This window comes from Peloplasma aerotolerans (assembly GCF_030012175.1).
Lineage (GTDB): Bacteria > Bacillota_I > Bacilli_A > Acholeplasmatales > Acholeplasmataceae > Peloplasma > Peloplasma aerotolerans.
Genome location: NZ_JASCXW010000031.1, coordinates 1 through 18,564, shown reverse-complemented (window position 1 = coordinate 18,564; position 18,564 = coordinate 1). Strand labels below are relative to the sequence as shown.

The 18,564-nt window shown below is 34.7% G+C and carries 16 protein-coding genes and 1 other annotated feature; of the genes, 1 reads left to right on the top strand and 15 read right to left on the bottom strand.

Annotated features, from left to right (window positions below):
* Positions 1 to 99 precede the first annotated feature (99 nt).
* The 9 genes from rpoC to QJ521_RS08045 form a co-directional block, all read right to left on the bottom strand.
* Positions 100 to 4,251 (bottom strand): DNA-directed RNA polymerase subunit beta', encoded by a 4,152-nt coding sequence (gene rpoC, locus QJ521_RS08085; protein WP_282839956.1) that lies wholly within the window; start codon positions 4,249 to 4,251, stop codon positions 100 to 102.
* Complete coding sequence (rpoB, locus tag QJ521_RS08080) at positions 4,251 to 8,072, bottom strand: DNA-directed RNA polymerase subunit beta (protein ID WP_282839955.1); 3,822 nt, start codon at positions 8,070 to 8,072, stop codon at positions 4,251 to 4,253. Before rpoB ends, rpoC begins: the two co-directional genes overlap by 1 nt.
* A 117-nt stretch (positions 8,073 to 8,189) precedes the next feature.
* A complete protein-coding gene (locus tag QJ521_RS08075; protein ID WP_282839954.1) occupies positions 8,190 to 8,783 on the bottom strand; it encodes a class I SAM-dependent methyltransferase in 594 nt (197 codons plus the stop codon).
* A 67-nt stretch (positions 8,784 to 8,850) separates the two neighbouring features.
* Positions 8,851 to 9,219 carry a 50S ribosomal protein L7/L12 gene (rplL, locus tag QJ521_RS08070; RefSeq protein ID WP_282839953.1) on the bottom strand — a complete coding sequence of 123 codons (369 nt, stop codon included), beginning with the start codon at positions 9,217 to 9,219 and terminating at the stop codon, positions 8,851 to 8,853.
* Positions 9,220 to 9,242: 23 nt separating this feature from the next.
* The gene (rplJ, locus tag QJ521_RS08065; protein WP_282839952.1) at positions 9,243 to 9,731 is read right to left on the bottom strand and encodes a 50S ribosomal protein L10; all 489 of its coding nucleotides are present in this window, start codon (positions 9,729 to 9,731) and stop codon (positions 9,243 to 9,245) included.
* An 11-nt stretch (positions 9,732 to 9,742) separates the two neighbouring features.
* Positions 9,743 to 9,863, bottom strand: a sequence feature (ribosomal protein L10 leader region).
* A 6-nt stretch (positions 9,864 to 9,869) separates the two neighbouring features.
* Positions 9,870 to 10,574: a 50S ribosomal protein L1 gene (gene rplA, locus QJ521_RS08060; protein WP_282839951.1), complete on the bottom strand. Its 705-nt coding sequence runs from the start codon at positions 10,572 to 10,574 to the stop codon at positions 9,870 to 9,872.
* Between the two features lie 66 nt (positions 10,575 to 10,640).
* The gene (gene rplK, locus QJ521_RS08055) at positions 10,641 to 11,066 is read right to left on the bottom strand and encodes a 50S ribosomal protein L11 (protein ID WP_282839950.1); all 426 of its coding nucleotides are present in this window, start codon (positions 11,064 to 11,066) and stop codon (positions 10,641 to 10,643) included.
* A 124-nt stretch (positions 11,067 to 11,190) separates the two neighbouring features.
* On the bottom strand, positions 11,191 to 11,547 hold the full coding sequence (locus tag QJ521_RS08050; protein WP_282839949.1) for a YccF domain-containing protein: 357 nt from the start codon (positions 11,545 to 11,547) through the stop codon (positions 11,191 to 11,193).
* Positions 11,548 to 11,614: 67 nt separating this feature from the next.
* Positions 11,615 to 12,319 carry a DsbA family oxidoreductase gene (locus QJ521_RS08045; RefSeq protein ID WP_282839948.1) on the bottom strand — a complete coding sequence of 235 codons (705 nt, stop codon included), beginning with the start codon at positions 12,317 to 12,319 and terminating at the stop codon, positions 11,615 to 11,617.
* A gap of 152 nt (positions 12,320 to 12,471) precedes the next feature.
* On the opposite strand from QJ521_RS08045, the gene QJ521_RS08040 reads away from it, so the two are divergent.
* Complete coding sequence (locus QJ521_RS08040; RefSeq protein ID WP_282839947.1) at positions 12,472 to 13,323, top strand: VOC family protein; 852 nt, start codon at positions 12,472 to 12,474, stop codon at positions 13,321 to 13,323.
* A 53-nt stretch (positions 13,324 to 13,376) separates the two neighbouring features.
* Here QJ521_RS08040 and nusG read toward each other — a convergent pair whose 3' ends face one another.
* From nusG to QJ521_RS08010, 6 genes are all read right to left on the bottom strand, one after another.
* Positions 13,377 to 13,916 (bottom strand): transcription termination/antitermination protein NusG, encoded by a 540-nt coding sequence (gene nusG, locus QJ521_RS08035; protein WP_282839946.1) that lies wholly within the window; start codon positions 13,914 to 13,916, stop codon positions 13,377 to 13,379.
* Complete coding sequence (locus QJ521_RS08030) at positions 13,913 to 14,335, bottom strand: preprotein translocase subunit SecE (RefSeq protein ID WP_282839945.1); 423 nt, start codon at positions 14,333 to 14,335, stop codon at positions 13,913 to 13,915. The genes nusG and QJ521_RS08030 overlap by 4 nt, the downstream gene beginning before the upstream one ends.
* A gap of 12 nt (positions 14,336 to 14,347) precedes the next feature.
* Positions 14,348 to 14,497, bottom strand: coding sequence for a 50S ribosomal protein L33 (rpmG, locus tag QJ521_RS08025; protein WP_282839944.1), 150 nt, complete (start codon positions 14,495 to 14,497; stop codon positions 14,348 to 14,350).
* Between the two features lie 75 nt (positions 14,498 to 14,572).
* Positions 14,573 to 15,067 carry a sigma-70 family RNA polymerase sigma factor gene (locus QJ521_RS08020; protein WP_282839943.1) on the bottom strand — a complete coding sequence of 165 codons (495 nt, stop codon included), beginning with the start codon at positions 15,065 to 15,067 and terminating at the stop codon, positions 14,573 to 14,575.
* Positions 15,068 to 15,080: 13 nt separating this feature from the next.
* Positions 15,081 to 15,776, bottom strand: coding sequence for a 23S rRNA (guanosine(2251)-2'-O)-methyltransferase RlmB (gene rlmB, locus QJ521_RS08015; RefSeq protein ID WP_282839942.1), 696 nt, complete (start codon positions 15,774 to 15,776; stop codon positions 15,081 to 15,083).
* An 89-nt stretch (positions 15,777 to 15,865) separates the two neighbouring features.
* The coding region (locus QJ521_RS08010) for an HAD-IC family P-type ATPase (protein ID WP_282839941.1) at positions 15,866 to 18,564 on the bottom strand (2,699 nt) is incomplete at its 5' end.

Sequence of the window (18,564 nt, the reverse complement as noted above, 5' to 3'; positions counted from 1 at the left end):
TCAATACTGTGCCTATATTTTATCACAAATGTATGATATATATATGATTAATTTCATCCTAGAAAAACAAAAAGGGCATATCACATGCCCTTTATTGGATTAATAATCTAATTCTTCTTCTTCAGTATAAGTATTTGAGCGGTCATATTCGAAATCTGATTCTCTTAAAATACCTGTACCTGCTGGGATTAAACCGCCAATAATGACATTTTCTTTTAATCCATGAAGTTCATCGGTCTTACCGCGAATTGCTGCATCTGTTAAAATTCTAGTTGTTTCTTGGAATGATGCTGCAGATAAGAATGAATCGCTTCTTAAACTTGCTCTTGTAATACCTAACAAGATTGGACGACCAACTGCAGGGCGTTTGAATTGTTTAAATACTTCTCTATTCGCTCTTTTAAATTCAGAAACGGATACTTCAGTACCTGGCAACAACTCTGTATCGCCTTCAGTAACAATCGTAATTCTTCTAAGCATTTGACGAATAATTAATTCAATATGTTTATCACTAATTTCAACACCTTGTGCACGGTAAACTTTTTGAACTTCTTCTAAGATGTATGTTTCCGCTGCTTGAGTCGAAACGATACGTAATAATTCTTTTGGATTAATTGATCCAAGTGTTAATCTTTGTCCAGCTTTAACAGCTGCACCCTTTCTTACAAGTGATTCTACGTTTGGATCTATGGTATATTTGTAATCTTTGTCATTACTATCTACGATTGTGATGATTGAAGAACCACCGCGTTGACGTTCAATAGATTTAACTTTCCCATCAACTTCGCTTAGGATAGCTTTCCCTTTTGGATTTCTTGCTTCAAATAACTCTTGAATACGTGGAAGACCTTGGGTAATATCCGATGCTGATGCAACCCCACCAGTATGGAAGGTTCTCATGGTTAACTGAGTACCAGGTTCACCAATAGATTGTGCAGCAACAACACCAACAGCCTCTCCAACTTCTACTCTCGTATTCGTTGCAAGATTACGTCCATAACATTTCGCACATACTCCATTTTCTGAATTACATGTTAAGTTACTTCTAATTTCAACACCTTCAAGACCAGCTCTTAGAATGTTTTGTCCTATTTCTTCTGTAATTAATTCATTACGTTTCACAAGAACTTGTTTTGTTTTCGGATGTGTAATATCTCTACTTGCATAACGTCCAACAACACGGTCGTATAATGGAACGATTTCTTTCGTGTCATCCATGATTGCTTCCATGTATACACCACGTTCTGTTCCACAGTCTTCATCAACAACAATAACATCTTGGCTGACGTCAACTAAACGACGAGTTAAATACCCTGATTCAGCAGTTTTTAATGCTGTATCTGTAGAACCTTTACGTGCACCATGGGTGGAGATAAAGAATTCGGATACTGTTAAACCTTCTCTAAATGATGCTTGTACTGGAACCTCAATGATTTCACCTTTAGGGTTATTCATCAAACCCCGCATACCAGCTAACTGAGCAAAGTTTGATGCATTACCACGTGCTCCAGAATCTGACATCATATAGATATTGTTATCTTCATCAAATTCAGACATTAAGCCTTTTTGAATATCATCACGTGCATCTTGCCATTGTTTAACAACAAGGTCACGACGCTCTTTATCCGTTAACATACCATCTTCATACCATGACGTGATTTCATCGATGTTATTATTTGTTTGCTCAATGCGTTCTTGTTTTTTAGAATAAACGTTAATATCTGCAAACGATACAGTGATACCAGCAACCGTTGAGTACTTAAATCCTAAATCTTTCAATCTATCAAGCATCTTTGATGTTTCACTAATATGTAAATCCTTAAATACTTGTGCGATGATTTGTGATAAGAATTTTTTCTTAAATGGAGCTGGAGATGGAATATCTTTTAAGACATCTTTTGGATTCATACCTTTAGCTAAGAAATATATATCTGGTGTTTTATTTTCAAGGTTATCCAATGATGGTTCATTTAAATAATGGAAACTTGGAGGCAAGATTCTGTTAAAAATCATTTTACCTAAAGTTGTTACTAAGTATTTATTTCTTTGTTCTTCAGTAAATTTTTGATTAATCGATTTTGGATCAACAACAATTCTTGTGTGAAGACCAATTTCTTGATTTTGATAAGCTAAATATGCTTCATCAAAACTTGTAAAGAAATGCCCTTCATGTCTATGCGATTCATTATGTGTAGCTTGTCTAATCTCAGAACGATACCCTTTAGATAGTTGTCTACCTAAATTTTCTTCAATCGTTAAGTAATAGTTTCCTAATACCATATCTTGTGAAGGTGTAACAACAGGTTTCCCATCTTTAGGGTTCAAAATATTATTTGAGGCAAGCATTAATAATCTTGCTTCTGCTTGTGCTTCATTTGATAGTGGAACGTGAACTGCCATCTGGTCACCGTCAAAGTCAGCGTTGAATGCTGGTGTAACGAGTGGGTGAAGACGAATCGCTTTTCCATCAATCAATTTAGGTTCAAATGCTTGAATACCAAGTCTATGAAGAGTTGGTGCACGGTTCAATAGAACAGGATGCTCTTTAACAACCTTATCTAAAGCTGCCCATACATCATCATCCATTTTTTCGTATTTACTATTTGCGTTTTTCTTCGCATTTGCATCATTACCTGAAAGCTTTTGTAATTCTCTTAAGATAAATGGTTTAAACAAAATAATAGCCATCTCTCTAGGAATACCACATTGATACATTTCAAGGTCTGGTCCAACAATAATAACTGAACGACCTGAATAGTCAACACGTTTACCAAGTAAGTTTTGTCTAAATCGACCTTGTTTACCACGTAACATATCTGATAATGATTTTAAGTGTCTATTTCTTTCAACTGCAGCTTTCTTTCCACGTTTTGCATTATCAAATAATGCATCAACAGCTTCTTGAAGCATACGTTTTTCATTTTTCGTAATCAAACGTGGTGCCATTTGTTCTTTTTGCTTTTTCAAACGATTGTTACGGTTAAGAATACGACGATATAAGTCATTTAGATCTGTTGTAGCAAATCGTCCACCATCTAAAGCAACCATTGGTCTTAAATCAGGTGGAATGACAGGAATAACGTCCATAACCATCCATTCTGGTTTATTATCTGAATTGTTGAATGCTTCAACAACTTCTAAGCGCTTGATGATACGATCTCTTTTTTGTTTTGAACTTGTCTTAAGTTTTTTACGTAATGATTTAACTTCACGATCTAAATCTAATTCTTGTAATAATTTTTTAACTGCTTCAGCACCAGTCAATGCCTGGAATCTACTACCATATTCCTCAGTTAATGCACTAAAATCTTGTTCAGATAAAATCTGTTTTTTTGATAAAGGTGCAGTGCCTGGATCAGTTACGATATAAGATGCATGATAAACAACTTCTTCTAATGCTTTTGCCTTAATACCTAAAAGAATGGCTAAGCGTGAAGGCGAGTTCTTTAAATACCAAGTATGGACAACAGGTGCTTCTAACTCAATATGACCCATGCGTTCTCTACGAACTTTGGATTCAGTAATTTCGATACCACACTTTAAGCAAATTTGGCCTTTATTACCGCTTTGTTTTTTACCACAAGCACATTGATAATCTCTAGTTGGACCAAAAATACGTTCACAGAACAATCCACCTTCTTCTGGTTTAGATGTTCTATAGTTAATGGTTTCATGTGTTTTAACTTCACCATATGACCATTGTCTAATTTCTTCAGGTGATGCTAAACGAATCTTTAAGTGGCTATATGTTCTACTTCCATAACCTTTACGAATAGGTTGAACATGTCTATGAATACGTTCTGATAAGTCAATATCTAATAACGATTCAGTTTCTTCTTCAGCAATAAAGGCAACTTCTGGTTGATGTGCATGTTCTTTTAATGGATCAAATCCATAGAGTTCTAAAATATTATTAACTTCTTGGCGAAGGATCGCATCTTCTTCAAACAAATGATATAGTGTGTGACGATCAAACTCCAATAACTCTTTTAAATCACGGATAGTTGCTTTTTCTAAGATTTCAATTACTTCATCACTTAAATTTAGATTTTCAAGATATCTAGGCAATGTATAGCGGCGTAGAATTGTTTTAATTTCTTCGAAGTTATCACCTAGCAATAATCTTAATTCTTTTAAATTAAATGTATTAAAATCTTCTAACTGATCGATACCAGCTAGGATGAGGGCGTTTAATGCTTCTTCCGATAATTTTAAAGATTTTACATGTAATGTTAGTTTTTCTTTAGCCATCAACGGAACCCTCCTCTAAATTTACTTGGATTATTGTCAACGAGTGATTTCTCAGCTTCGTTTTCTCCAGTGTTTGCATCAATCAACTCAACATACAAGCCAAGCGCCTGCAATTCTCTAGTTAATACTCTAAATGATTCAGGAATACTTGCTTGTGGAATTGGTTTATCATGTGTGATTGCACTGTAGACTTTATTTCTACCGAGCATATCATCGGATTTAACGGTAAGCATTTCTTGAAGTGTATGAGCAGCCCCATAAGCATAAAGTGCCCAAACTTCCATTTCTCCAAATCTTTGTCCACCATTTTGAGCTTTACCACCCATAGGTTGTTGTGTTACAAGTGTGTATGGTCCAACTGATCTTGCATGGAGTTTATCGTCAACCATGTGAGATAGTTTAATCATATACATAACACCGACAGAGATTCTATTATCATAAGGCTCGCCTGTACGACCATCATAAAGAACGCGTTTACCATCTTCTTCGATACCGCCTTCTTTCATGATTGCTTTTAGATCTGCATCATCAAGACCATCAAATACAGGTGTTGCTATTTTAATGCCTAAGTTTTTAGCTGCAATACCTAAATGGATCTCAAGAATTTGTCCAATATTCATACGTGATGGAACCCCTAGTGGGTTAAGCATGATGTCAACTGGTGTTCCGTCTTCCATATATGGCATATCTTCTCTTGGTAGAATTTTGGAAATAACGCCTTTATTACCGTGGCGTCCTGCCATCTTGTCACCTTCAGAAATTTTTCTCTTCTTAGCAACAAAAACTCTAATCGATTCGTTGACTCCACTTGGAAGTGCATCACCGTTTTTCTTTGAGAAATATTGAATACTTTGAACAACACCACCGCCACCATGAGGTACGCGAAGTGATGAATCTCTATATTCTCTTGATTTTTCACCAATAACTGCGTGAATTAATTTTTCTGATGGGCTTGGTTCAAACACACCTTTTGGTGTAATCTTACCAACTAAGATGTCACCTTCTTTAACTTCAGAACCTGGAATGATAATTCCTCTTTCATCCAAATTCTTTAATGCATCAAGTCCAGCATTAGGAACTTCACGTGTAATTTCTTCACGCCCTGAACCTGTTTTTAACTCTCTTGTCTCAATATCATATTCATCAATGTGAATGGATGTATATACATCATCTCTAACAAGATCTTCACTTAAAATAACAGCATCTTCATAGTTGTAACCTTCCCATGTCATAAATGCCACAGTAACGTTTCTACCTAAAGCCAATTCACCTTTGTCTGTAGATGGTCCATCAGCCAAGATATCACCAGCTTCTACATATTCTCCTGCTGATACGATTGGACGTTGAAGGACACATGTATCTTGGTTCGATCTAAAGAAACGTACCAAATTATATGTTGTGCTTTCACCCATACCATAATCTTTAAGTGTTTTTGCCATTTCATAAGTAAATGGTTTATTAGGATCATATAAAACATTATTTCCAACCATAATCTTTTGATCTGGTTCTGATGTAATAACTATTTTCGTTGCATCCGCATATGTAACATACCCAGATACTTTAGAAACAATGACGCTACCTGAGTCTTTCGCTGCACGATATTCAATTCCTGTTCCAACAATCGGTGAATCTGGTTGTAATAAAGGAACAGCTTGACGTTGCATATTCGCACCCATTAAGGCACGTGATGCATCATCATGTTCTAAGAATGGAATCGTTGAAGTCGCAACCGAAACAATTTGCTTCGGTGAAACGTCCATATAAGTGATTTCATCTGGCTCAAACATTGAAGTTTCACCACGATGACGTCCAATAATGTGTTCTTCATCAATTCTTCCGTCTTCAGCTAGATTAGTTGCTGCTGAAGCGATAATTTCATCATATTCTTCATCTGCTGTTAAATATTTAAACTCCGGTGTAACCACTGGATATCCTTTAGAGCGATCAACAACCAAATATGGTGTTTGAATAAATCCATATTTGTCAACTTTTCCATAAGTAGCAAGTGAACTAATCAAACCAATTGAAGGTCCTTCAGGAGTTTCAATTGGACAGATACGACCGTAGTGAGAGTTATGAACGTCACGTACTTCAACGCCAGCTCTATCCCTAGCAAGTCCACCAGTACCTAAAGCTGATACTCTTCTTTTTTGTGTAAGTTCTGCAAGTGGATTAATTTGATCCATGAATTGTGACAATTGAGAACTTCCGAAGAAAGTCTTAATTGCTCCAGCCAATGGTGTCATATTAATAATATTTGAAGGTGTTGCATCAGCAAATGTTGTCGTTGACATTTTGTCTTTAATGTTTTTTTCTGCTCTTGCAAGTCCAATTCTAAATTGATTTTTTAATAATTCTCCAATGAGACGTAAACGACGATTTCCTAAATGGTCGATATCATCAGTTGAACCTAAACCATCATAAAGGTTTAGATAGTAACTCATGCTTGCAACGACATCTGATAGTGTAATGTATTCTTTTTCTTCTCTTTGATCGTTACCAAGAACTTTAACCGTATAAATACGATCAGTTTCTGGGTCTTTAACTGTGACATCAATCATTTCAACAATAACGCCTTCGCGCTCTTTTTCTTTTTGATAAATGTCAACACCAAGGAAATATTTAATAACCTTTTCATCAAGAGATTGTCTATTTCTACGTAAGATACCTAAAACATCTTCAGTAACTTCAGTGTTCTTAGCAACTAATATTTCACCTGTTCTTAAGTTGACAATGTTGTCTTTTGTATAAAGACCTTCTCCACCATCAGGTAATCTAATTGCTAAAATTTCATCTGGTGTTTCGTTTTGAAGTGAATCTTCTTTAGAAATAATTTCAGTTCGTAAAATGTGACGCTTATCTTTTAATAAGTTAATGATTTCCTTTGTAATTTTAGTTTCTTTTTTAACAACTACTTCACCCGTTTCGGGATCAATAATATCATTTGCTGTATAAGATCCTAAAATGCGTGTTAAAACATCTAGCTTTTTATTGAACTTATAACGTCCAACTGCTGCTAAATCGTAACGACGACGTTCAAATAAACGCATTCTAATAAATTCTCTAGCTGCATCTACTGGTACTTTTTCGCCTTGTCTTAACTTAGAGTATAAATCAATGATGGCTTCATCACTGTTCTTAGTTTCATCTTTATCAAAAGTTGCTTCCAAGTATGCAGATTTACCAAATACTTCGAATATATCTTTTTTCTTTGATAAGCCTAAAGCACGCATCATTGTGGTCATTGGGACCTTCTTTGAGCGGTCAAGCTTAGCATACATAATATTTTTAGAACCCAATTCATATTCAATCCAAGCACCACGTGTTGGAATGACTTGAGCCATATATTTAACTTGATTCAATTTTTTATCTAACTCGCTCGTAAAATATGCACCTGCAGAACGAATAATTTGTGAAACAACAACACGTTCTGCTCCGTTAATGACAAAAGTCCCCGATGGTGTCATATAAGGGATTTCACACATTAGAACAACGTTTTCACGTACTTCGCCAGTGACGGCATTTTCAAGTTTTACACGAGCAGAGAGTTGTTTTGCGTAATTGACATCTCTCAGCTTAGATTCCTGTTCATCATATTTTGGTTCTGAAAGAAAATGTTCTTCAAAATATAATTTAAGATCGCCGTTATGTCCTTCAATTGGCGAAATATCTGTTAACAGTTCTTTTATACCTTCATCGATAAACCATTTAAATGATTTGGTTTGAATCTCGATGAGGTCTGGCAAATCAATGTCATAACGCATTCTTGAATAGTTTCTACGTTCTGCTTTTTTGCCATATTTGACGCTTCGATATCCCATAATCCACACTCCTATCGTATTTGGAAAACCATGTATCTATATTTAATTTATTAAATTAAAACATTATTATGCATTTAACAATATTAACATATAGTTTGTAAATAGTCAATGATATTTTTATTTTTTTGCTAAAAGAATCCAGTAGCCTTTAATCTTTTCAACAATGTCGCACTGTCCAAAAAGTTCTTCTAATTTCTTGACAGATGATGGTGCTCCTTGTTTCTTTTGAACAACAACATACAAAATACCACCTTGATTAAGCGCTTGATAAGCTTCCTCGTAAAGTTTGAAAACGATTTGTTTACCAGCTCGTATTGGTGGGTTTGTAATAATTGCATCTGCTTTAATGTTTACTTTTTCAAATAGAAAACTTTGTGTTATTTCAACGTTAGTAATATGGTTTTCTATTTTGTTTTTTTTAGCAAGGTCTAGTGCGCGTTCATTGATGTCATATAAAAATACTTTTTTATCTGGATGCGTTTTTGCAACATATAAACCTATAGGTCCATAACCACATCCCATATCGATGACTGTTTGAATATTCGGTTCAAGCTCGATTGTTTCAAGTAAAACTTTCGTTCCAAAATCTAGATTATCTTTTGAGAAAACACCTAAATCTGTAAAGAAACGAAAAGATGTACCTTTAATTTGTACATCATAACTTTTGACCTTGTGATCAAGCGTAGAATCATTTGTATAATAGTGACTCATTCGTCCTCCTGAAACAGCGAAAAAACCCGAGATGATTTCTCAGGTTAAAATTCGCTACAATTAGAAGTTATTTGATTTCAACAGTAGCACCTGCATCTTGTAAAGATGTCTTTAATGCTTCAGCTTCTTCCTTCTTAACTTTTTCCTTAATAACTGCATCTGGAGTTTCAGTTAATGCTTTAGCATCAGCTAAGCCTAAACCTGTAACTTCACGTACAATTTTAATGACAGCGATCTTGTTTGATCCGAATGTCTTAAGGATAACGTTGAATTCTGTTTGTTCTTCTTCAGCTGCCGCTGCTGCTGCTGGAGCTGCTGCTACCGCTGTTGGGTCGATACCGAATTCTTCTTTTAGTCCGTCTACTAATTCTTTAATTTCTAATAATGTCATTTCTTTTAGCGCTTCAACGAAAGCCGCTTTTGTTAATTTAGCCATTTCTTATATTCCTCCTAAAATTATTATGCTTCACTACTAATCATGTTAAGCCCAATTGCGATTTCGCGTACTGGAGTTAACAACCCTACTGCTAACATTGTCAACAATGTTTCTCTCGATGGTAACATCGCTAGTTCGTTGATGATGTCAACGTTTACAACTTTACCTTCTACAATACCTGCATGAATTTGTACAACCTTATTTGTTTTTGCAAAATCGTAAACGATTTTTGCTGGTGCAACAACATCAGAGTAACTAATTGCTAGAGCTTTCGCGCCAACAAGTGTGTCAGCTAAAGCGTCATATCCAGCAGCAATCGATGCTCTTTTTGAAATGTTGTTCTTATAGACTGTGACTTCACAATCTGCTTCTCTTAACTGATTACGTAGATTCGTAAATTGTTCTACAGTTAAACCAGGATAATCGAAGGCAACTACGGTTGCAGCACGTCCAAGCTTTTCAGATAATTCGCGTACAGCTTCTGCTTTACGTTCAATACTTGCTTTTTGCATGAAATGCCTCCTTCTTTAAGAAAAAATCTCTCTTATGCCGAGACAAAAGAGAGAACAATCGTTTGATTGATTCACCTCGGTAGGAAATTAAGCTAGCGCACCTACTGTCTTTGGCATATCTAATAATTTTTTTATTAATTAATTTTTTTCGCGTTGTTTAAATGATTCTGAATCAACACGAACGCCAGGTCCCATGCTTGAAGAGATTGTAACATTCTTCATGTAAGTTCCCTTAACTGTTGTTGGTTTGATACGAGATAGTTGGTCATAAAGTGTTTGAGCATTTTCTTTAAGCTGTATAGCTGTAAAGGATACACGACCGATTGGTGCGTGAATGTTACCCACTTTATCTGTACGATACTCGATTTTACCATTTTTAATTTCTTGGACTGCTTTTTCAACGTCCATTGTTACGGTTCCAGTCTTAGGGTTTGGCATTAAGCCTTTAGGTCCTAAGATACGTCCTAATTTACCAAGTTGTCCCATCATATCCGGAGTTGCTACCATGACATCAAAGTCAAACCAGCCTCCTGCGATTTTTTGGATGAGTTCTGCACTACCTACATGATCAGCTCCAGCAGCTTCTGCTTCTTTAGCTTTTTCACCTTGTGCAATTACTACAACTCGAGAAACTTTACCTGTACCGTGTGGTAAAACGATAGCGCCTCTTAAGTTTTGTTCTGCTTTTCTTGGATCAAGATTTAAGCGGAACGCTGCTTCAACTGTAGCATCAAACTTAACGAATGAGGATTGTTTGACAAGCTCTACAGCTTCGCCAATCGCATACTTTTTTGTTTTATTAATAAGTTTTGCGGCCTCAAGGTATTTCTTTCCTCTTTTCATATTCTTCCTCCTAAAATGTGGTCTAGCGGGATATCCTCCCACAATTTAGATAGCTAGCGATCTAAATTAGTCTTTAATCGTGATACCCATATTGCGTGCAGTACCTTCAATAATTTTCATTGCTGCTTCTACATTGTACGCATTTAAGTCAGGCATCTTTTTTTCAGCAATTTCTCTTACTTGTTGACTAGTAATCGTCCCAACTTTATCTTTTTTAGCGTTTGATGCGCCAGACTTGATATTAGCTGCTTTTTTAAGTAAGTCACTTGCTGGTGGGGTTTTTGTAACAAATGAGAATGTGCGATCATCATATACTGATATAACCACTGGTATTACAAAGCCCATTGAATCTTTTGTTGCTTCGTTAAATTGTGAACAGAATGCAGGAATGTTAACTTGTGCTTGACCAAGCGCTGGACCGACTGGTGGAGCAGGGTTAGCTTTCCCTCCTGGAATTTGCAATTTAACAACTTTTACAACTTTTTTTGCCATGAGACACAACCTCCTTCTTAACATAAGTATGTGGTATGAATTAGATTCTTCCACTATGGTGTGCTTTCACACGCGATATTATTCTATCACTATAGGTATACTTTGTCAACAAAAAACGTGTACTTTATTTTATTCTTGCTCCGAATGGGAATAATGCTAACATTGTGAGTTTAAACCATTGTAGTCCGAATGGAATACCAATGATTGTAATGCAAAAGATTATCCCAATTACAATATATGAAAGTGCCATTTCCCATCCAAAGAAAATTGCCCAAATTATATTGATAATCGGATGTTTTTCAAAATTAGTTTCAACTTCTTTACCAAAAGGAAAAACTACTAATCTGGCAAATTTAAAGCATTGTAATCCTAAAGGCAAACCAATAATCGTTATTGATAAAAGGATACCAGCGATTAACCATAAAAGTGCTGCAAGCCACCCACCAAAAATAAACCATATAATATTACCTAGTAAACTCATTTGAGTACCTCCATTTCTTTTATTATAACAAAAATACCCTATTAGGGTACTTAAGAAATGTTGGATTCTATTCTATGCCACACTCATCGTGGTCACAACTAGCATTTTGATCAGCCTCATTTAACACTTTAAGAGGATTTTCTTCTTGCCATATTTGATCAAGTGCTTGTGCAAAGTATTCTTTTTGTTGAGCACCTGAAATTCCATATTTACGATTTAAGACAAAAAATGGTACACCTTGAACTCCAAGTTGTCTTGACTCTTGTTGTTCAGCTATAACTTGATCGTGATACTGATTTGTAGCAAGTATTTTTAATGCTTCTTTTTCATCAAGTCCAACTTCTTTAGAAAGATTAGTTAATGATTGATGATTTGCTATATTCAAACCGTCTGTAAAATAAGCTTTCATTAATCTATTTGTCAATACATCCTCTAGTCCAAATTGGTTTGCCCATTTCGCTAAACGATGTGCATCAAATGTATTTGTCATTTGAATGATTTCGTAGTTATAGGTTAAACCTACTGTTTTAGCATTTTGTGTAAACATTTCGAATCTTTGCTTTGCTTGTTCAACTGTTGTACCATGTCCTTCAGCAAAAGTCTCATATGCGTTTTTTTTCATAACTTTTGGTGCATCGGGATTGAGTTGATATGCCTTATAAATGACCTCAACCTGATTTTTGTGTTTAAACTCTGATAATGCTTGATCAAATCGCTTTTTCCCTATATAACAAAAAGGACAAGCAAAGTCTGACCATATTTCTATTTTCATGATAAATTCCTCCGTTTCCAAGGAGTATTATAGCAAAGAATTGTTAAATATACGTTGTTTTTGCTTTAGTTTTATCATTTTCTAAATATTTATTACCCTTTTCTTATAGATTTTTATGATTTGGGTATAAAATGAAGGTGGAAGGTGATAAGATGTCAAAATTCCACGATAATCATATAATGCATATTAAAGAAATATCTTTTTTAATTCAAGATATGAAAAGATCTCTTGAATTTTATTGTGATATTTTGGGTTTCACTATTTTAGATCGAAAACACCATACCGTCATTTTAACAGCTAATCAAAAAGACCCAATCATTACTTTAATTGAAGATAGAACTGCAATACCACAAGATATAACATTAGGTCTATATCATGTTGCTTTTTTGCTGCCAAACCGTTTATCATTAGCAGCTGTTATTAAACAATTAAATACAAAAAGATACCCATTGACTGGAGCATCAGATCACGGTGTTAGTGAAGCAATCTATCTAGATGACCCTGATGGTAACGGTATTGAAATATATTCTGATAAACCTGAATCAGTTTGGCCTATGGAAAACGGAAAGAAAACAATGTATACGAGACATCTTGATTTGAATGATTTAATGAAAAATCTTCCTCAAACATCTTATACCTCAATTGATGAAGAAACTATTATTGGGCATTTACATTTTCATGTTAGAAATTTAGATGATGCTAGAAAGTATTATTGCGATGCCCTTGGATTTGAGGTTGTCATGTATTATATGAAATCAGCTTTATTTGTTTCCTCTTCTGGTTATCATCATCATGTTGGTTTAAATACATGGGTAGGAGATGCTCCTTTACCAAAAGTAAGGCAAGTAGGTTTAAAATCGTATGTTTTATCCGTACCTAAAGACTTATATCCGGTATTTATAAGAAGACTCTCGGAGTACAAAATACCATTGATGGTAGATGATGATAAGAAATATATCTTAGATCCGATGAATCAAAAGATAGTTATTAATGTCAGTAAATAAAAAAGATGCTGTAGACAATTAAGTCTATGGCATCCTTTGATTTATTATATTTATTACAATTCTTTAATGTCAGTTGCATCAAATTCAGTAGGTGTCGCACGACCGAATACATCCAAATCAACTACAACTTTTTCTTGATCGTTATCAACTTGAACAACTTCGCCTTGGCGACCTGCCCATGGACCTTCGGTCACTTCAACCATTTTTCCTAATAGGTGATTGTAAGTAGGTTTACTCATAACACCAATCTTAAGCAAAATTTGATTGATTTCATCTGGAGCAAGCGGAACAGGTTTTGTTCCTCCACCAGATGATCCTAAAAATCCTGTAACTCTAGGTGTATTTCTTACAACGAACCACGATTCATCAGTAACTAACATTTCAACGAATACATAACCCGGAAAAAGTTGTTTAACTTTTTCTTTTTCTTTGCCGTCAGCTTTTTTCTCAATAACGGTCTCTTCAGGCACAATGATTCTAAAAATAAAATCAGACATACCCATACTTTCAACACGTCGTTCTAAGTCGCTTTTGACGGCATTTTCATAACCAGAATAGGTTTGAATAATATACCATCTGACAGCTTGACTCATAGAATCCACCCAATAAGTAGGCGAGCAATTAGAATATTATAGATTAAGATAATGCCAGTTAATATAATAAGGAATATGATAACACGTACTCCATGATCAATAAATTTTGGAAGTGTTGGCCAAGTAATCTTCTTCAACTCTGGTAAAGCTGGTAAGAAGAATGGGTAAATAACTAAAATTAATCCAAATAAAGAGATTGCAAATAGTACCCATGCAAAAATAATTCCATTGTTTCCTTGTCCTAATATTGGGAAGTCAGCATTAATTTGAAGTAGTGAGTTACCACTAATAATCATTAATGCTAGTGCACCAGATAAAGTTGCTAAAATACCGAGTAATAAATTTTCCCATTTATATTCAGTCGTTAGTACTTCAATGAGCTTACTTTTTTGTTCTGTTGTTTTTTGTTTGATTGCCATAATAATAGCCTCCTATTTACTTTCCTTATGTAAGGTATGTTTGTTGCATCTAGGACAAAACTTTTGTGTCTCGATGCGTTCTTTTTGTGTTTGCTTGTTCTTCGTTGTCGTATAATTTCTACTCAAACACTCAGAACATACTAATATAATTTTCTCGCGCATTAAAAAACCACCTTTTGTGGTCATTCGCAAATGTATTTTAACACTTAAGAATGACTTAGTCAACCACCTTATTTATTATATCATAATTTTATATTTTTCTTTGATGCGAAAAATTGTGTTATATATTTGTTTTTTTGAATACTTTGTCGTTCTACAAATTGAGGTTACTGATTGCTTGCAAAGAAAGTATTGATCAAAAACAATTTGTTCTAACTCTGAATACAATTGAATAGGTGTTTGTTCTTCTTCAATATATGAAACTCCTTTAATAAAATCAGTATGTTCATAAAGATAATAGTTTGGTAATTTTCGTTTTACATGAAATAGATGTCTTCTTAAAATGAGTTCAAAGTATCTGGTAAAGCTTTTATTTCTATTTTCATCAAATGTTTTGATTGCTTTATGGAGCATCAAGACACCTTCTTGATGTAGGTCATCATGCTCTTTTTCTTGAACATCTAACAAGTGTACATATTTCCAGATGAATTTATGATACTTTTTGAACAGAAAGTTTAATGCTATTTCATCCTGCTCAACTTGGATAAGATAAATCAGTTCATAATCATTCATCACATAATTCATTTTACTTTAATGTTGCATACATCATAAGTGCAGCTGCAACACTTACGTTTAATGAATTTATTTTTCCATACATTGGTATTTTCACTAACATATCACAATTTTGTTTTACCAAAGGTCTAATCCCTTCACCTTCATTACCTAAAACAATGGCTAATGAACGATCAACTGGTATGTCACGATATGTTTTATCTGTCGCTCCATCTGTTCCGATTACCCAGACATTTCTTTTTTTCAAGGCTATAATGGCTTGATTGATATTAGATACGAGAATCACTGGAACATGTTCAATCGCGCCTGATGAGACTTTAGCAACTGTAGCATTTAAAGGAACTTGTCCTTTTTTGCTTAAGATAATACCATCAAGTTGAGTTGCTTCTGCTGTTCTCATGACAGCACCAAGATTATGAGGATCTTCAATACCATCTAGGATGATGAATCTTTGCATTTTTGATTCATCTAAAATATCCTCCAAAGGATGATACTCATATTCTTTTACATCAGCAACAATCCCTTGATGCAGTGCATTATGAGATAATCGATTGAGCTCACCTTTTGAGATTCTAGTGAATTCAACATTCTTCTCCTTTAAAAAAGAAATGAAATGGTGATCTTGAAATTTTTCATCTAAATATACTTTATAGATGGGTCGACTTGAAAATACAGCTTCTTTGATAACGTTTTTTCCATATACGATCATGATTTATCCCTCCAGGTTCATTTTAATAAAATTGGTTTATATAATGCGAAAATATTTGAAAAAGAAAGGGCGCATGTGCGCCCTGAAATCTATTGCATGTCTGCAAGTTTGTTTAGCACACTTCTAATGAATGCTTTGGTCCAGCCATAAAGATTAGATAAAACAAACATCAGTGGGAATGTGGCTTGCGCTAAAACAATAAGTAATAAGATTTGTGGAACTGTAAGCGGTGTGCGATTATAAATATCTTGATGATAGAATGGAGAGAAATCGAAGAAGTGTGGAATAAATATAATCGATAAGAAAAACACGGTTACCATAAAGAAGAATAAAACTCTTCTCATTTTATTGAATGGGACAGAAACTCTAAATAACACGGTTAATGAGACAACTGTTGCTGAAATAACGATTAGTGTGGATAAAGTGATCTGATCCATACCTAGTGCACCTTCGAATGCGTAAATAATTAAAGTATTAATCATGACAACAAGCGCACCTGGTAATGCTGCTTTTAAGATATTCCATAGGAACTTACCAACGACGAGCCTATTATTTGGTTCTAATGCAAGGAAGAAGGATGGTATACCAATAACAAGATAATCAATTAAAACAAGTTGATTGGTTTCAATTGGATAAACACCTTTTCTTACGATTGCAACAATAGCTAATAGGAATGAGAAAATTGTTTTTGTTAAAAATAGTGTTGATACTCTTTGGACGTTATTAATAACTCTTCGCCCTTCACTTACAACTTTAGGCATTGAAGAGAAATTTGAATCGAGTAACACGAGGTGGGCAACGTTTCTTGCTGCTTCACTACCAGAAGCCATCGCAATCGAGGTGTCAGCCTCTTTTAAAGCTAAGATGTCATTAACACCATCACCTGTCATTGCGACCGTACGTCCGTTGTTTTTCATCGATTCAATCAGTAGTTTCTTTTGTTGTGGAGAGACACGGCCGAATACTGTATATCTTGAAGCTGAACGTACAACTTCTTTATCTTGCATACCTTCTAAACTGATATATTTATCTGCATTTGCAATGCCTGCACGTTGTGAAATTCTTGATACCGTAGCTGCATTATCTCCAGATATAACTTTGACTTCCACATTGTGAGATTTGAAGTAGTCAATCGTTTCGATTGCGTCAGGTCTAATTGTATCTTCAATCATAATGAGTGCTAGTGGTGTGATTTTTCCTGAGAATTGATTATCTTTGATATCCTCATCTGAATGAGCTACAACTAATACACGATAACCTTCATCAGCTTGTTTATCAACTTCTTTTGCGATTTGATTGAATCCATCTTTTATAACAAACTCTGGAGCACCTAGAATAAAGGTGCCGTAACGATCAAATTGAACTGCACTATATTTTCTTGAACTAGAAAATGGAATTAAATTTTTATGTCTGATACGTTTTGCTGTACCAAAGCGATCAGCTAATGCATCCGATGTTAAGTTTTGGTCATTTTGAGCATTCAGCATTGCCGATACAGTGTTTTTAAGTGTCAAACCTGTTTCGTTTTTATATTCGATAATGCTTTTCACTGTCATAGTACCATCAGTGATGGTTCCTGTTTTATCCAAACAAAGCGTATCGACTCTAGCAAGCATCTCAATACAATATAGTTCTTGAACTAATGTATTATTTTGAGCTAGTCGAATGACACCGACTGCTAAAGCCATTGATGTTAAGAGGAACAGTCCAGATGGGATCATACCGATCATCGCTCCAGTAGTACTCTTAACGATGGCTGCGTATTCTGGTGACGTTAGACGTTGCGCTAAAGTTGCATGAGCACTCCAATCTGTAGCTACCCAGTTTAGGTAGAACAGCGTTGCTGCTAACGGTAGAATAATTACACCAACAATTCTAATAATTAACTTCAATGAACCTAATAAGTCAGATTCAGGTTTTTTATATTTTTTCGCTTGATTTGTAAGTTTTTGTATATATATATCTTTCCCAACTGCAGTTACTTGAGCATTGCATGATCCTGACACAACGAAGCTACCTGAATATAAAGTGTCACCTTTGCGTTTAATAATTGGGTCTGATTCACCAGTTAATAGTGACTCATTCACTTCAATTGTTCCATGACGGATAACTGCATCTGCTGGAATTTGCTTACCAGAACTTAGGAATAAAATATCATCGATAACAACATCTTGAATTGCAATTTCAAACTCATCACTATCTCGAATAACAATTGCTGTTGGTGCAGATAATAGTGATAATTTATCAATCGTCTTTTTAGCTCTAATTTCTTGAATAATACCAATTGTAATATTTGCAGTAATGACACCCATAAATAGTAAATGTGAGATGGATGCGCGAACTGAAATCAACCAAACTGCTATGGAGAAGTTTAAGAAATTGAAAAATGTAAAAATATTGGATGCTACAATCGTTGGAATGCTTTTACTACTACCTGTATCGGTAATATTATTTAAACCAGCCATAATTCTAAGTTCTACTTCATCAGTAGATAAACCTTTTTCTACGTCTGGATTATAACGCTCGACAACAATATCATCTTTACTTTTTACTTTATCTTTAACATTAAGACTTTCTTTAGGTTCATCATCGAGAGGAACGTGCAGCCCTAAAGGGTCACCTTTCATTGTGACCATATCTTCTTTTATAACCGTTTTAGGTCCTTTTTTCTTTTTTAATTTAGAGATTTCATTTTCTGTTGATGAAGTATCATCTTCAATGATTGACTTCAATTCATCTTGTTTGTTTTTAGCACTAACTTTTTTATCAACTGTTTTTTCCATTGAAA

Coding starts and splice junctions, on each gene's coding strand:
- rplA (WP_282839951.1), bottom strand. CDS start 10,574: ATGAAAAGAGGAAAGAAATACCTTGAGGCCGCAAAACTTATTAATAAA.
- rpmG (WP_282839944.1), bottom strand. CDS start 14,497: ATGCGCGAGAAAATTATATTAGTATGTTCTGAGTGTTTGAGTAGAAAT.
- QJ521_RS08045 (WP_282839948.1), bottom strand. CDS start 12,319: ATGAAAATAGAAATATGGTCAGACTTTGCTTGTCCTTTTTGTTATATA.
- QJ521_RS08020 (WP_282839943.1), bottom strand. CDS start 15,067: ATGAATGATTATGAACTGATTTATCTTATCCAAGTTGAGCAGGATGAA.
- QJ521_RS08050 (WP_282839949.1), bottom strand. CDS start 11,547: ATGAGTTTACTAGGTAATATTATATGGTTTATTTTTGGTGGGTGGCTT.
- rplJ (WP_282839952.1), bottom strand. CDS start 9,731: ATGCAAAAAGCAAGTATTGAACGTAAAGCAGAAGCTGTACGCGAATTA.
- rplL (WP_282839953.1), bottom strand. CDS start 9,219: ATGGCTAAATTAACAAAAGCGGCTTTCGTTGAAGCGCTAAAAGAAATG.
- rpoB (WP_282839955.1), bottom strand. CDS start 8,072: ATGGGATATCGAAGCGTCAAATATGGCAAAAAAGCAGAACGTAGAAAC.
- QJ521_RS08030 (WP_282839945.1), bottom strand. CDS start 14,335: ATGGCAATCAAACAAAAAACAACAGAACAAAAAAGTAAGCTCATTGAA.
- rpoC (WP_282839956.1), bottom strand. CDS start 4,251: ATGGCTAAAGAAAAACTAACATTACATGTAAAATCTTTAAAATTATCG.
- QJ521_RS08040 (WP_282839947.1), top strand. CDS start 12,472: ATGTCAAAATTCCACGATAATCATATAATGCATATTAAAGAAATATCT.
- rlmB (WP_282839942.1), bottom strand. CDS start 15,776: ATGATCGTATATGGAAAAAACGTTATCAAAGAAGCTGTATTTTCAAGT.
- rplK (WP_282839950.1), bottom strand. CDS start 11,066: ATGGCAAAAAAAGTTGTAAAAGTTGTTAAATTGCAAATTCCAGGAGGG.
- QJ521_RS08075 (WP_282839954.1), bottom strand. CDS start 8,783: ATGAGTCACTATTATACAAATGATTCTACGCTTGATCACAAGGTCAAA.
- nusG (WP_282839946.1), bottom strand. CDS start 13,916: ATGAGTCAAGCTGTCAGATGGTATATTATTCAAACCTATTCTGGTTAT.